General features: G+C 62.4%; 11 protein-coding genes. 3 read left to right on the top strand and 8 right to left on the bottom strand.

Annotation, left to right across the window (positions count from 1 at the left end):
- Positions 1 to 107: 107 nt before the first annotated feature.
- The 6 genes from ACYQOP_RS25655 to ACYQOP_RS25630 all read right to left on the bottom strand — a co-directional run bounded on the left by ACYQOP_RS25655 (position 108) and on the right by ACYQOP_RS25630 (position 4598).
- Entirely contained in the window at positions 108 to 440 is a 333-nt protein-coding gene (locus tag ACYQOP_RS25655; protein WP_461224918.1) for a hypothetical protein, read from the bottom strand.
- Between the two features lie 411 nt (positions 441 to 851).
- Complete coding sequence (locus ACYQOP_RS25650) at positions 852 to 1166, bottom strand: hypothetical protein (RefSeq protein WP_056430650.1); 315 nt, start codon at positions 1164 to 1166, stop codon at positions 852 to 854.
- Between the two features lie 133 nt (positions 1167 to 1299).
- Positions 1300 to 2661 (bottom strand): acetyl-CoA carboxylase biotin carboxylase subunit, encoded by a 1362-nt coding sequence (accC, locus tag ACYQOP_RS25645; protein WP_056430648.1) that lies wholly within the window; start codon positions 2659 to 2661, stop codon positions 1300 to 1302.
- Positions 2662 to 2672: 11 nt separating this feature from the next.
- On the bottom strand, positions 2673 to 3158 hold the full coding sequence (gene accB / locus ACYQOP_RS25640; RefSeq protein WP_461224916.1) for an acetyl-CoA carboxylase biotin carboxyl carrier protein: 486 nt from the start codon (positions 3156 to 3158) through the stop codon (positions 2673 to 2675).
- A 20-nt stretch (positions 3159 to 3178) separates the two neighbouring features.
- Entirely contained in the window at positions 3179 to 3676 is a 498-nt protein-coding gene (aroQ, locus tag ACYQOP_RS25635) for a type II 3-dehydroquinate dehydratase (RefSeq protein ID WP_461224914.1), read from the bottom strand.
- A 112-nt stretch (positions 3677 to 3788) separates the two neighbouring features.
- Positions 3789 to 4598 carry a DsbA family protein gene (locus ACYQOP_RS25630; protein WP_056430642.1) on the bottom strand — a complete coding sequence of 270 codons (810 nt, stop codon included), beginning with the start codon at positions 4596 to 4598 and terminating at the stop codon, positions 3789 to 3791.
- A 183-nt stretch (positions 4599 to 4781) separates the two neighbouring features.
- Between ACYQOP_RS25630 and ACYQOP_RS25625 the strand changes: the two genes are divergently transcribed.
- Positions 4782 to 5972, top strand: coding sequence for a pyridoxal phosphate-dependent aminotransferase (locus ACYQOP_RS25625; RefSeq protein WP_461224912.1), 1191 nt, complete (start codon positions 4782 to 4784; stop codon positions 5970 to 5972).
- Positions 5973 to 6044: 72 nt separating this feature from the next.
- Here ACYQOP_RS25625 and ACYQOP_RS25620 read toward each other — a convergent pair whose 3' ends face one another.
- Both ACYQOP_RS25620 and ACYQOP_RS25615 read right to left on the bottom strand, forming a co-directional pair.
- The gene (locus ACYQOP_RS25620) at positions 6045 to 7019 is read right to left on the bottom strand and encodes a TorF family putative porin (RefSeq protein WP_461224911.1); all 975 of its coding nucleotides are present in this window, start codon (positions 7017 to 7019) and stop codon (positions 6045 to 6047) included.
- Between the two features lie 470 nt (positions 7020 to 7489).
- A complete protein-coding gene (locus ACYQOP_RS25615) occupies positions 7490 to 10519 on the bottom strand; it encodes an Rne/Rng family ribonuclease (RefSeq protein WP_461224909.1) in 3030 nt (1009 codons plus the stop codon).
- A 738-nt stretch (positions 10520 to 11257) separates the two neighbouring features.
- On the opposite strand from ACYQOP_RS25615, the gene ACYQOP_RS25610 reads away from it, so the two are divergent.
- Together ACYQOP_RS25610 and ACYQOP_RS25605 are read left to right on the top strand one after the other, a co-directional pair.
- Positions 11258 to 12532 (top strand): N-acetylmuramoyl-L-alanine amidase, encoded by a 1275-nt coding sequence (locus ACYQOP_RS25610; protein ID WP_461224907.1) that lies wholly within the window; start codon positions 11258 to 11260, stop codon positions 12530 to 12532.
- 174 nt (positions 12533 to 12706) lie between these two features.
- On the top strand, positions 12707 to 15127 hold the full coding sequence (locus ACYQOP_RS25605; protein ID WP_207412408.1) for a penicillin-binding protein 1A: 2421 nt from the start codon (positions 12707 to 12709) through the stop codon (positions 15125 to 15127).
- The last annotated feature ends 21 nt before the right edge of the window (positions 15128 to 15148 follow it).

Genomic DNA, 15148 nt, shown 5'->3' with positions numbered 1-15148 from the left:
GTCTCCCGCGCGCGAAAGCCAGAGCAACAAAACGTTACCCAGCGTCGCGCCCAACGAAAAAGGGCGGAGCCTCCGCTCCGCCCACTTACGTTTTAAACGAGCCGAGCTCAGAATTCCGGGCCGCCCGAGGTCGTGCCAAGGTTGGGGTAGGAGCGCTGGTTCTGCTCGGCATTGCCGCCCTTCGCAGAATCCTCGAACAAGGCCTCACGGTTGGAGTTGAAGGAACCGCCGCGGACACTTCCTGTGTCCTCAACGTCGATACGGCCTTCTGCATCGCGATAAGTACCGTAGACCGGCGGGCGATCGATTGCGTCGACACCATTGGTACCCGCTAGCGGTACGATCCTGTCGGACGCACCAACAAAGTCAGATGGCGCCTGGGCGAGAACGGCGGTGGCGCTCAGGGTAGCAGCCACGAGGGCGAGTGTCAGGGTGCGCATGATTGGAACTCAGTCGGTAGGAGGAGGATCGGCCTCTCGGTGGCTGCCTGGTAAGAATAGAAAGGCGCTGGCCGGGCCGGACTGGTCGAATAAGCTCTGACGACCCAAGACGTTCCGGAGATATTGAGCCGGCGATGTGTCACATCCCACCGGGGGTGAAAAACCACATCAAATGACCGCCATGCTATGGATGACGGAGAGAGAACCGTATTTTGCTCTTAATAGGCGCCAGTGCAGTGATTTTTGGATAAAATGACTACCTCGCTTTCCAAATCACGACGGTAGGAATATCCGTCATCGTGCTCATCCACACAAATCGAGAATGAGCTACGATTTCAGAGGCCGGCAAAACAAAACAGCCGACCTGTTGAGGCCGACTGTTCTGTATCGTCACTTTGGAATTACGAGCAATTAGCGGGCGGGGCCGCCGGAGGTCGAGCCGGTATTGGCCCCCATGCCTTTGTTCGTCTGATCGGCATTGCCGCCCTTCGCAGAATCGACCGCGCCGGCACCCGGCGACATTCCGTTCTCCCCGGCTGGACGGCTCGTGCTGCCCGTGGCCGGCGGCATATCGCGCGTCGACGGGTTGTCGAGCGGCCCACCCGTGGTCGTGCCAGCCTGCGGTACGGCCCGTTCCGGCTGCGAGACGTTACCCGAAGGTGACTGCGCCAGAGCCGGGGAGGCTGCGAGAAGCATGGCGGCGACAGTGAGCTTTGCGATACGCATGAAGTTCGTCCTTGCTGATTCCTGTTCTCATCACGGTGAAACAATCACGCTCGATTGCGCACAATGAGAAACTGTTCACCCAAAGAACGAGCTTCTAGCGGAGCAGTTCCGCTTAGCCGATTGTAGAACCTCTTCAGACTGCGGCGTCCGCGAGACCGCCAGCTTCGAGAAAACCCTCCAGCCAATGGATATCGTACGCTCCGTCGAGGACCTCCGGATTTCGCACGAGTGTGCGAAAGAGCGGAAGCGTGGTGTCGACGCCGGCGACAACGAACTCATCGAGGGCGCGACGCAGGCGCATGAGGCATTCCTGGCGGGTGCGCCCGTGAACGATAAGCTTCCCAATGAGGGAATCGTAGTTCGGCGGAATGCGATATCCCTGATAGGCGGCGGAATCGACGCGGACGCCGAGTCCACCCGGCGGATGGAAGTAGGTGATGAGACCAGGCGATGGACGAAAGGTGGCCGGGTGTTCGGCATTGATCCGGCATTCGATGGCATGCCCGGACACCTTGATGTCGTCCTGCGTCACGGAGAGGGGTAGGCCAGCGGCCACACGGATCTGCTCGGCCACGAGATCGACACCCGTGATCATCTCTGTGACCGGGTGCTCGACTTGGATGCGGGTGTTCATTTCGATGAAGTAGAAGCGACCATCCTCGTAGAGGAATTCTACTGTGCCGGCGCCGATATATTCGAGCTCCTGCATCGCCTTGGCGCAGATGCCGCCGATCTCGGCGCGAGTCGCCTCGTCGATCACCGGCGAGCCGCCTTCTTCCCAGACCTTCTGGTGCCGCCGTTGGAGCGAGCAATCGCGCTCCGCGAGGTGGACGGCCCGGCCTCGGCCATCACCAAGAACCTGAACTTCGATATGGCGCGGCTTCTCGAGATACTTCTCGAGATAGACCGCATCGTCACCGAAAGCCGCCTTCGCTTCGGTGCGCGCCATATCGAGGGCCTGCTCGAGATCGGCTTCCGTCCGAGCCACCTTCATACCGCGGCCACCCCCACCGGAGGCGGCCTTCACCAGCACGGGATATCCGATCTCGGCCGCGATCCGCTTGGCTTCTACCGGATCGTCGACCCCACCCTCGGAGCCCGGCACACAAGGGATGCCCAGACGCTTTGCCGTTCGTTTGGCCTCGATCTTGTCACCCATGATGCGGATATGCTCAGCCTTGGGGCCGATGAAACCAATATTGTGGTGGGCCAGCACCTCAGCGAAGCGGGCGTTCTCCGACAGGAATCCGTAGCCCGGGTGCACCGCATCCGCCCCCGTGATCTCGCAGGCGGCGATGATCGACGGAATGTTGAGGTAGCTGTCCCGGGCCGACGGGGGCCCGATGCACACGCTCTCGTCGGCAAGCCGCACATGCATCGCATCGGCATCAGCTGTGGAATGCACCGCTACGGTGGCGATCCCGAGTTCCTTGGCCGCGCGAAGGACGCGAAGGGCGATCTCGCCGCGATTGGCGATCAGGATCTTTTCAAACATGGGACGCGCAATCACTCGATGACGAGGAGAGGTTCGCCGAACTCGACCGGCTGCCCATCCTCGAAGAAGATCGCGGTCACCGTTCCGGCGCGGGGGGCGACGATCTCATTGAACGTCTTCATGGCCTCGATCAGAAGGAGCTTCTCGCCAGCTGCGACTGTTGAGCCGATATCGACGAAGGCCTTGGCATCCGGGGAGGGTCGACGATACGCGGTACCGACCATTGGCGAGGGTACGGCTCCAGGGTGTCCCGCCCCGGCCTTGGTACGATCACCGGCGGTGCCGGGGCCGGCGACAAGCGCCGCAGCCGCCACGGGAGCCGACGTCGCCAGGGCAGGGGCGGGAGCAGCCACCTGAACGTGGACAGGCTCGATCCGACGGACCACGCGGATGCGCAGGTCACCCTTCTCCACCTCGATTTCGGTCAGATCCGTCTCGGTCACGAGTTTGGCGAGTTCGCGTACGAGCTCGGGATCGAAAGGTTCGTTCTTAGGCATCGGCACCTTGGCCATTCCGGTCAGTCTTGAGAGTTGGCGTCCGACGAAGCATCGGACAGGAGAGAAGGGAGAGACGGCAGGCGAGCCTGGAGCAACCGCACCAGGGCTTCCAGACCCAGACCGTAGCTGTGCGGACCGAAACCGCAGATGATTCCAGCGCAGACCGGTGCGATGAGCGAAACATGCCTGAAGGCCTCGCGCGCATGCACGTTCGAGAGATGCACCTCAACCGCGATGGCACCACTGCCGGCGATCGCATCGCGTAGGGCGACGGAGGTATGGGTGTAGGCGGCGGCGTTGATAAGCACCCCGGCGCCCACAAGGCCCGCCTCCTGCACGAAACCTACCAGTTCGCCCTCGTGGTTGGTCTGGCGGACGGTCAACGTGACGCCGAGGGTTTCGGCGCGCGCACGCAGGTCGCGCTCGATGTCGTCGAGCGTGGCGGTCCCGTAGATGCCTGGCTCGCGGCGTCCCAGGAGGTTGAGGTTCGGTCCATGAAGGACGTGGATCGGGATCATGACATCGCGTTCGAAGCGCCGACCGTACCAATCAGCCGGGGCGGTGGTCCTAGACGATCGCCGCCGGAAGCGACAGGTGCATTACCCGGGCAATCGCCGGGCATGATGCGCCTCAGCAGCTCGCGTGGCCGCATTGGCGGATATCGCTGATGGTCTTGCGGATCGGCTCCACACCCACGGCACCGGGGATGATCTCCTCACCGATGATGAAGGCCGGCGTACCGGAGAGACCGAGCTTGTCGCCGAGGCCGACATTCTCTGCCAGCGCCGCCTTCACTTCCGCTCCCTGTGCATCCTTCTGCAGCTTGGCGATGTCGAGGCCCATATCCTTGGCAAGCGCAACCGCGCGCTCGCCGTTGACCCGCCCCTTGCTCTCCAGGAGCTTGACGTGGAACTCGAACAGCTTCTCGCCCTTGAGCTGCTGCTTGGCCGCCAGCGAGATCTTGCTGGCTTCCAGTGATTCCGCTCCGAGGACGGGGAAATCCTTCAGCACGACCCGCAGCTTGGGATCCCCCTTCACCAACGTCTGGATGTCGGCGAGCGCCTTGCGGCAATAGCCGCAATTATAGTCGAAGAACTCCACCAGGGTGACGTCGCCGGACGGATTGCCGACCACCACGCCGTGCGGCGAGTTCACGAGGGCCTCGCGGGATTCCTTCAGCGCGGCGGCCTGGGCCAGCTTCTGTGTCTCCTGCTGGCGGCGCTCGCCCTCGGCGATGGCCTCCTGCAAAACATCAGGATTCTTGACGAGGTAATCCTTGATGATCGCCTCGATCGCCTGGCGCTGCACATCGGTGAAGGCTGCAGCCGAAGCCGGGGCCATCTGAGCGGGAGCCGGCGCCTGCGCATTAGCGTTCGAAACGCCGGAGGTCAGAGCGCCAGCGAGGGCGACGGACGAAATAAAGTGGCGAAGCAGGCGCATTGATCCTCGCGGGGTCGCGTCCCGTCGGCCGTGATCCGGCTCGGGACGACCGGTCGTTAGTCGCCGGGTTAGGCGTTTTCGCGGCGGCGGGTCAATCGCATCGCCCGATGCGCCATAATCCGTGGCGGCGAGGAATGGGTAAGCTGCCTGGAAGAGGAGGGCGGAGGGGAGTAAGCCAGCACCATGACATCAGCCGCCGATCGCCCCGACAGCAGCATTGCCGCGAGAGCCTCACTGCGCGCAAGCCGCGTAGCACCCTTTCTCGCCATGGACATCATGGCCGCCGCTGCTCTGCGTGACAGGCAGGGTGACGGCGTGATCCATATGGAAATAGGCCAGCCTTCGGCTCCCGCGCCGCGTCGTGTGATCGAGGCTGCACAGCGTGCTTTGGAAACCGGCAGGCTACCTTATACCGATGCCTGTGGGATTCCGGCCCTGCGCGAGCGCATCGCCCGGCATTATCGCGACACCTATGGTGTCATAGTGTCACCCAATCGGATCGTCGTCACCAGCGGCTCCTCAGCCGGCTTCGTGCTGGCTTTTCTCGGACTGTTCGATGCAGGCGCGCGCGTTGCGGTGCCACAACCGGGCTATCCCGCTTATCGCAGCATTCTCCACGCATTGGATCTCGTTCCGGTGCCTATGACGCTGCGGGACGAAGACCGCTTCGCTCCAACGAGTGAGGCTTTGCGCACCATGCATCATCGCGACTCACTTTCCGGCATCCTGGTGATGAGTCCCGCCAACCCGTCCGGCACGGTCATCGAGCCTGCCCGGCTCGCGGAACTCTGCGCCACGGCCCGCGACTTGGGGCTGCCTTTCATTTCGGACGAAATCTACCACGGTCTCAGCTACGGTATGCCCACCGAAACCGCACTGAAGTTCGATGACGATGCCATCGTCATCAACTCGTTCTCGAAGACCTTTTGCATGACCGGCTGGCGCATTGGCTGGATGGTGGTTCCGCCTTGGCTAGCTCGTCCCGTCGAGCGATTAGCGCAGAATCTCTACATCTCCGCGCCCTACCTGTCGCAGGTGGCGGCGTTGGCTTCCTTTGACGCGATGGAAGAGGCGGAGGCGATTCGCCTCGGCTATGCCGCCAACCGGGCATTGTTGCTCGACGCGTTTCCCTCTCTCGGCCTGGGAAGTACCCATCCGGCCGATGGCGCCTTCTACCTCTATGCCGACGTCGCCAACCTCACCGACGACGCATCGTCCTTCTGTCGCCGGATGCTGGAGCAATCCGGTGTGGCCGCGACCCCGGGACTTGATTTCGACGCCGCGGAGGGAAGCCACCATGTGCGGTTCTCCTTCGCGGGGTCCGAACGGGATTGCGTAGAGGCAGTTCGTCGCCTGAAGGCTTGGCTCGGGTGAAGGCATTTGGCCATCGACATGAGAATGGCCCCGAAGCGCTCCGGGGCCATTTTTTGTATCTGAGCGCCATGCTTAGCGGAACAGGTTCAGGAATCCGCCTGGCTCGGCATAGATGCCCGGGGCCGCCGTGGAGGTCTGGAACGTGATTGAACCGATCACCGCGTCACCGCACCATTTCGAGGTCCCGCCATTGGTAACCTGGCGGAAGTCGCCGCTGAAGACGGCGCATTCGGTCTTGGTCAGATCGGTGTTGTGGTAGCGTACGTCGAGAACGATGTTCTTGTAGGTGTAGGACAGGCCGACGTTCCCATAGAGGTAACTGGGCAGGTTGATCGAGTTGAACCGCCCGATATCCGCGTTGAATCCGGTAGCGGAATTCTTTGCAGCACCGAGAAAAAAGTAGCCGAGTTCTGACGACAGCGAGAACCCGCCTGCATAGGCTTCAGGCAGGAAAGGGAAAAGTGAGGCTGGCAACGCGTAAGCGGCAGTACCCGAAGCATAGGTGCTGATGGCGTGCGTGCCGAAGAAGTTCGGCGAGAAGAATACGTTCGTACCGAGCGTCAGCGCATCCGTCGCCGTGTACAGCATCTTTCCAGCGGCTTCGTAGAAATCAGAATTCTTGGTGGAGAACGCCGTACCGCCGGGCAGGACGACCTGCTGCTCGTTCGGGTAGAAGTAGTACAGAATACCGAGATCGAAGGCGAACTTACCGAAGGTCGGGCGAATACCGGCAATCAGATCGAACTCCATGTCTGGTCGCGTCGGTAGGCGGGTCTGATAAGTCGCGAAACCCGCATAGGCGAAGTTGTTCAAGAACTGTGCTTCGAAAAAGGTCTGGTAGCTGCCCTGCAGGTTCGATTGAGACACACCGCGGAAGATATAATCCGTCTGGTAGCGAGAGCCGAACGAGAAGCCGATCAGCGGATCGGCAGCCTTCGCCTCGACCGGCATGACTTTGGGTACGGAAAGATCGGCTGCAATCGTCGGCGAGACAGCGACGCTCGCAAGCGTACTGAAGGCCAGGAGTGATGTGTACAAACGGCGCATGGCCCGATCCTTCTAGTGGTCGCCGAAGGGGCTGTGGCGACACAAACCCCATTTCAATGAGATCCCCCGGGCTTCTAGACCGACGTGCAAACAGCTCGGTTTTCTAGCGCCAGTGAAGGCTGGGATGATGACTGTCTTTTCTGACGTCATATCTTTCGCCCCTAACTCAAGCTTGACCGTAAGGGACTACGCCTTTGAGAAAAATGACTTTGCTGCAACAGAGCCCACCAATCACATGGGATCTATTGAAAAAAACAAAAATAGACGAATACATGTGCAATATGCGCAAGAAATATACTTGAAATGCACAATAAGTATCACCGTCACTAAGAACCTTCATCTGCAATGAGGCCGAGTGGCCAGTCGCCCGCGGTGGTCTCGCACAGTGCACACGGAGCCGGAAATGAAATGGGCCGCATCCAGTTAGGATGCGGCCCATTTTGGTTCGCTCGGCGTCGTTGGAGGTTGGATTATTCGCCTGTGAGCGCAGCCTTGGTCCGCGACCACCATCCGGCGCGCTTCGGACGATCGGGATCGATCGGCGTCAGCACCACCGCTACCGGCTCGGGAGCAGGAATTGGCGCCGGAGCCGGCTCAGGGGACAAGTCCGATGTAGACGTATCGTGAAGGTTGTCCGGGGCCTCGGGAGTCGCCGCCTCGATTGGCTTGAGCGAGGGTTCGTCAGCAATAGGCAGGTCCACCGAAACAGGTGCGAGTGCCGCTTCCGATGCATCTGGCGGAAAATCGACCGAAACCAGAGCCCCCTCTTGGACGGGGTCTGAAACGTTCTGCTCCTCATCGGCATCGTCGCGCGGGCGGCTCTCGTTACGATCCCGACCGCGTCCACCCCTGCGTCCGCGGCGACGTCGGCGGCCAGCGCCTTCGTCTTCTGACAGTTCGGAGCGGGGCGTCGTCTCGCTGTCCGGAGCATCCCCAACGACGATCTCGTCGGCCGCATTCTCGCGAGCCGTATTGTCCTGAGCCTCGCCGGCCTGATCGCCTAGATCTTGAATCTCTCCATCGGCGTCTTCGTCACCGGAATGATCGTCGCCGCTAGCGGAGTGCTCACCCGTCGATTCGCCGGTCTCGTGACGACCACCCCGACGGCGCCGACGGCGACGGCGGCCACCGGAGCGCCCCTCGCCATTGCCGTCACTCGAATTCTCACGCGAACCGTCAACCTCGGACGCCTCAGCCTCGGCCTCGACGACGGCCTCTTCTTCCTCGTCGCCGTCGAAATCGTCCTCGGTATCCACCTGGGGCGAAATCGCCACGGCGCGGATACCGGTTGCTGGCCCCTCGCTTCGGATCGCCGGCTCACCTCGATCGAGCTGGAACGCGGATGTCGCGGCCAAGCGCTCGTCTGCAGCAATGGTAACGCTGACGCCGAAGCGGATCTCCAGCTCGCGCAGATGCGCGCGCTTCTGGTTGAGAATGTAGAGCGCCACCTCGGTACGGGTACGCAGGATAAGGTTGTGCGTCGTGCTCTTGAGGAGCGATTCCTCAATGGCGCGCAGGATTTGCAGGGCAACCGATGCCGTAGCTCGGACGTAGCCCGAACCGCCGCAATGGACGCAGGGGAGCGACGAACTCTCGAGCATGCCGGTGCGAATGCGCTGGCGGCTCATTTCAAGCAGACCGAACGGCGAGATCCGACCGACTTGGATACGGGCGCGATCGTTTTTCAGACAATCGTTCAGCTTCTTCTCGACAGCGCGGTTGTTGCGCTTCTCCTCCATGTCGATGAAGTCGATGACGACGAGGCCAGCGAGGTCGCGCAGACGGAGTTGGCGGGCGACTTCCTCGGCCGCCTCCAGATTGGTGCGGAGCGCCGTATCCTCAATGTCGTGCTCGCGGGTCGAACGGCCCGAATTCACGTCGATGGAGACGAGCGCCTCCGTCGGATTGATGACGAGGTAGCCGCCGGATTTGAGTGTCACATGGGTCGAGAACATCGCGTCGAGCTGTTGCTCGACACCGTGGCGCGCAAAGATCGGCGTCGCGTCCCGGTAGGGCTGCACCACCTTGGACTGGCCCGGCATCAGCATGCGCATGAAGTCGCGTGCTTCGCGGTAGGCCTCGTCGCCAGCCACAAGGATATCGTCGATATCCTTGTTATAGAGGTCGCGGATCGCGCGTTTGATCAGTGAGCCTTCCTCATAGACCAGGGCCGGCGCGGATGAGGACAGCGTCAATTCGCGAACGCTCTCCCAAAGGCGCATCAGATACTCGAAATCGCGCTTGATCTCGGGCTTGGTCCGAGACGCACCGGCGGTGCGAAGGATTACGCCCATGCCCTCCGGCACTTCGAGATCCTGAGCGACTTCCTTGAGGCGCTTACGGTCCGCTGCCGAAGTGATCTTGCGGGATATGCCGCCGCCACGACCGGTATTGGGCATCAGCACGGAATACCGACCCGCCAGCGACAAGTACGTGGTGAGCGCCGCGCCTTTGGTGCCGCGCTCTTCCTTGACGACCTGAACCAGGATGATCTGGCGACGCTTGATGACCTCCTGGATCTTATAATGACGGCGATAGGTGCGCGGCCGCTCGGGGATCTCGGCCAGCGCGTCGCCGTTGCCACCTACCTGGGCGATCTTGTGCTCGCCATCCTCGCCTTCATGCTCGTCGTCCGAATCTTCGTCATCGGAGTCGTCCTCATCGTCCGAATCATCGTCCTCATCCGATTCGTCTTCATCGGAATCGTCGTCCTCATCGGTCTCGTCTTCGGCAACCGAGGCATCCGGATGGGCTTCAGGCGACGGCTCTTCAACAGCATCCTCTGAGGGAGCCGTCCTCTCCAAGTTGAGGGCAGGGGCCTCGACGGGAGCAGCAGCCTCGCCTTCGAGGGATGCGGACGGCAGGTCCGACGACGCGTCCGAACCGGGCTCGATGAAAGTGGCGTCAGGCGCGAAGGGATCGGCTGAACTGGCCTCGTCCTTCACAGACTCGTCGACGGTATTCTCCGAGGACACGACAGAATCAGGCGTCCCGACAGCCTCGGGCACGATGGGATGTTCACCCGATTCGTTGTTCTGCGGTGTGTGATCCTGCGGCGTCGCGTCGTCGGAAGAACGCGCCGCGACGGCCTCGGACACGTCCTCGACGCTCACCGTATCGCTGGTCTTGGCGGATGCGGCTTCAGCGCGGCGACCGCGCGAGCGCCGGCGTGGCTTACGCTCCTCGCGCTCGCGATGCTCCTCGGCATCCCTCGCCTCGTCTTCCAACAGTGCCTGACGATCCGCGAGGGGGATCTGGTAATAGTCGGGATGAATCTCACTGAAGGCGAGGAAGCCGTGGCGGTTGCCGCCATATTCGATGAACGCAGCCTGGAGCGATGGCTCCACTCGGGTCACCTTCGCGAGGTAGATATTGCCCCGAAGCTGCCGGCGGTTCGCCGCCTCGAAGTCGAACTCCTCAACCCGAGAACCATGCACTGTGACGACCCGGGTCTCTTCCGGGTGCATCGCATCGATGAGCATCTTGTTGTTGTTGGCCATGACGAACTTTCATGGCGGTCGACGTCGTCCTTCTGCAGCCGAATTGTCCCGGCGAGGCGCTGCCCGATCCCGGCCCATCGGCCGTCGAGGGGAGAGCACGCTTAGGCCCACAGAAGCGGGCCAAGGGGGCTTTAAGGAAGGGATTGCCGTCAACCGCCGCTAGGCGCCGGTGATCGGCGCGACTGGGGTTGAACCTGGCCAGGGCCGACGGGGAACCGGCGCCACGCGAAACGCGTACGCTTTGAACACGAGCAACGGCAACCGATGCTGTGCGTCCGCCCATCCGCTCCCTGACCTCACGAATAATTTGAAGCCGAGCAATTGCCGGCCGCTGATTTCAAGAACGGCGCTTCGGCGAAACAATCGCCGCATGCACCGATACCCACCCGGATTGAAGTTACCGGCGAACTTGACGCGGAGAGCCGACTGCGAGGCGCCGCGGCGAAAGGCCATGACGCACCCGCGGGCCACGGTGACGACCGCACGGCACCCAGGAAGGGACATTACCATTACAGATCGTCGCGGGCGCTTGGCAAGCAGCAACGCAGCCGCCGTCTCAACTTTGCCGCCGTGGTCGGGTGCGCGGCATCCGGCTCGCACCTGTCGCCCCACGGCACCATCCTAGCCACTTTGCGAATCAGGGACGATAGGAACGGTTAACCATCCCGATCGTATCCCTTAACCAACGCTCGCGCTTCCGAAGGACCTTATGGTTCCAGGACAACGACTGCCGGACCGATGCTGCCTCTCGCTCGCCTGCTCCGTTCCGCATTGATTCTGTGTGTCGTCGCGACGGCCGTTCCGGTCGTGGCCCAGGACGGTCTGCGAACCAACCCAGCGGCATCCAGCCAACAATCGGCGGTCGCCATTGCCGCCGATCTTTCCGCCGGTTCGGGCGGCTCGACGAAGCTGACCCTGACATTGTCAAAGCCCATCGAGGCACGCGTCTTCGTTATGGAGCGGCCGGACCGGGCGGTCATCGACCTCGCGGAAGTGAACTTTCAGCTTGGGCCAGAAACCGGCCGCCGCCGCGAAGGCTTGGTTTCCTCGTTCCGCTACGGCCTGTTTGCGCCCGGACGCTCCCGCATCGTCGTTGATCTCGCGCAACCAGCTACAGTCGGACGAATCGAGACGACGACACGTACGCGTGACGGCGCCATTCTGCTGACGGTCGAGTTCCAGAAAGCCGACCGCGACGCCTTCCGCCGAGCCGCCGTTTCCAACGACCCATCTCCGCCAAGCCGAAAGGAAGCCGTGGCGGAGCCGACCGATTCCCGACCACTCATTATGATCGATGCTGGCCATGGCGGAATCGATCCGGGCGCTATCGCCCCCAGCGGTGTTTTTGAAAAGGACATCGTCTTCGGCTTCGCCCAGGCTCTTGTCGGGAAGCTCGAAGCCTCCGGCCGTTACCGTGTCCGGATGACCAGAGATCGTGACGTGTTCGTACCGCTGTCAGAGCGCGTGCGGATCGCCCGCGAGGCGAGCGCCGACCTCTTCGTCTCGATTCACGCCGATTCCATTTCCTCCGCGCCGCAGGTGCGTGGCGCCACCATCTATACCGGCTCCGAGAAGGCCACTGACGCCGAATCGGCCAAGCTCGCTGAGCGTGAGAACAAGGCGGATTCGACCGCCGGCACGGATTCCAGCGAAGGCCCCGGCCACATCGCCGACATCCTCCAGGAACTGACCCTGCGCGAGACGCGGACCTTCTCGTCGGGCTTCGCCAAAGGGCTGATGTCCTATCTCAGCCCCGTGATGGAGCTGAGCAACAAGCCTCATCGTGAGGCCGGCTTCGTGGTCCTACGCTCTCCCGACGTGCCTTCGGTGCTGGTTGAGCTCGGCTACCTGTCGAGCAAGCGCGACCTTGAGATGCTTCAATCCGAAGCTTGGCGCGCTGACGTCACCGGGGGCATGGCGAAGGCGATCGACGCGTTCTTCGCCAACCGCACTTCGCTGACCCGGCCTGTGCCGCCGCGCCGCTCTGCGGCAATCGCCCCAGTTTCACCATAGATACGGTGTGAAACCGGGGCTCACGGCGCCCCGGCCTCGGAACAGGCGTTCCACCGCCTCCGGTCGATCACGGGTCGTCGCGTCACTCTTGCCGTTCCGGGATAATCGAGGTCTCGGTCATCCTCGCCTCTCGGCCGGACCGGCAGCGGCAGATCATCGACGGACGGGACCCGGATGCGCTTCATCCTTCGTTTCTTCGGCTTCCTGTTCAGCATCGGTGCGATGCTGTTCGTACTGCTTTCCGCAGCCGGGGCGTATTTTTACTACACCTACAGCCAGGACCTGCCCGACCACGCCGCGCTCGCCAATTACGAGCCGCCGGTGATGAGCCGCGTCCACGCGGCGGATGGCAGCCTGCTCGCCGAATATGCCAACGAGCGCCGTCTCTACCTACCGATCCAGGCGATGCCGAAGGTCGTGGTGGCGGCCTTCCTCTCGGCCGAGGACAAGAATTTCTATAAGCATGGCGGCATCGACCCCGAAGGTGTCGTTCGCGCAATTCTGACCAATGCAAAGAGCGGCAAAAAGCAGGGCGCCTCGACCATCACACAGCAGGTGGCGAAGAACTTCCTGCTCACCAACGAGCAGACCTTCGACCGCAAGATCAAGGAGGCGCTGATCGCGCTTCGGATCGAATCGACCTATTCGAAGGACAAGATCCTCGAACTCTATCTGAACGAAATCTTCCTCGGCACCATCGTTCCCGGTCGCAACCTACACGGGGTTGCCGCCGCGGCGCTCGATTATTTCGGCAAGTCCGTCCACGAGCTGACCATCAACGAGGCCGCTTATCTCGCCGCTTTGCCGAAGGGCCCGAACAACTACCACCCCTACCGTCAGACCCAGAAGGCCCTCGACCGCCGCAACGAGATCATCGGCCTGATGGCCCAGAACGGGTACATCACCAAGGAAGAAGGTGAGGCTGCCCGCAAGATGCCGCTGGGCGTGAACCCGCGCGTGGCCTTTGCCAACGCGGCGAACGCCAACTATTTCACCGAAGAGGTCCGGCGAGAGATCACCGAGCGCTACGGCGAGAAGAAGCTGTATGAGGGTGGCCTCTCCGTACGCGCGACCCTCGATCCAAAGATGCAGGCCTGGGCGCGCAAGGCACTGGTGGACGGCCTTATCCGATACGACCAGTCGCATGGCTGGCGCGGTGCGCAGGCCAAGGTCGATCTCGTTGGTCGTGATTGGGGCCTCGCCGTAGCGGAAGTTCCGGGCCTTGGCGACGTGCAGCCATGGCGGCTTGCCGTCGTCCTGAGCACCACGGGCGGCGTCGCGCAGATCGGTCTTCAGCCCCGCCGCGAAGCCTCTGGCCAAGTCTCGAAGGAGCGCGAGACCGGAACAATCGCCGCTGACGGTACTCGTTGGACCGGTCGCTCACCCTCGGCCGCGCTGAACGCCGGTGATGTCATTTATGTCGAAGCGATAGACGGCGGTCGCGGACAGTATCGCCTCCGTCAGCGCCCAGAAATCTCTGGTGCCATCGTCGCGATGGACCCGTTCACCGGGCGCGTCCACGCCATGGTCGGCGGCTTCTCCTATGACGAGAGCCAGTTCAACCGAGCGACACAGGCCCAGCGCCAGCCGGGCTCTTCGTTCAAGCCGATCGTCTACTCGGCGGCCCTGGACAATGGTTACACCCCGTCCTCGATCGTGCAGGATTCACCGATCACCATCGAGGCTGGACCAGGCCAGGAAGCGTGGTCGCCCTCGAACTATGACGGCAAGTCGGGTGGTCCACACACGCTGCGCTACGGCATCGAGCATTCGAAGAACCTGATGACCGTTCGGCTGGCCAAGGATGTCGGCATGCCGCTCATCGCCGAATATGCCCGCCGCTTCGGCGTCTATGACGACATGCTCCCTGTCCTGCCAATGTCCCTTGGGGCCGGCGAGACCACGGTCATGCGTATGGTCACGGCCTATTCCATGCTGGCCAATGGTGGCCGCCGCATCCGTCCCACCTTGATCGACCGGATTCAGGACCGCGTCGGCGAGACCATCTATAAGCACGACAACCGTAAGTGCCTTGGCTGCGATGCCGAGAAGTGGTCCGGCCAGGATGAGCCCAAGCTCGTGGACGATTCAGAGCAGGTCCTCGATCCGCTGACGGCCTACCAGATGGTCTCGATCATGGAGGGTGTGGTCCAGCGCGGCACGGCGACGATCCTGAAACAGGTTGGGAAGCCCCTGGCCGGTAAGACCGGAACGACGAACGACGCCAAGGATGCGTGGTTCGTGGGCTTCTCGCCGGATCTCGCGGTCGGTGTCTATCTCGGCTTCGACAAGCCTCGCTCACTCGGCGACCGGGCCACCGGCGGCGGGTTGTCGGCGCCCATCGCGCTCGACTTCCTCAAGCAGGCTCTCAAAGACAAGCCACCGACCCCCTTCCGCGTACCCCCGGGGATCAAGCTGATCCGCGTCAATGTCGCCTCCGGCATGCGCGCCGGCTCGGGCGAGGGTTCAGGTACGATCCTCGAAGCCTTCAAGCCGGGTACTGCCCCGCCGGACGCCTATGTAGCGGCACCTTCCGCGCCCGCTGCAGCGCCTGCGGATGCAGACCGTGCGGCGCAGGCAGGCGGATTGTATTAGGCCGCCTCTCTCCCTTCCCGG

The organism is Methylobacterium sp. CM6247 (assembly GCF_054817925.1).
The sequence above is the reverse complement of the archived record's forward strand: the minus strand, read 5'-3'. Positions and strand labels throughout refer to the sequence as shown.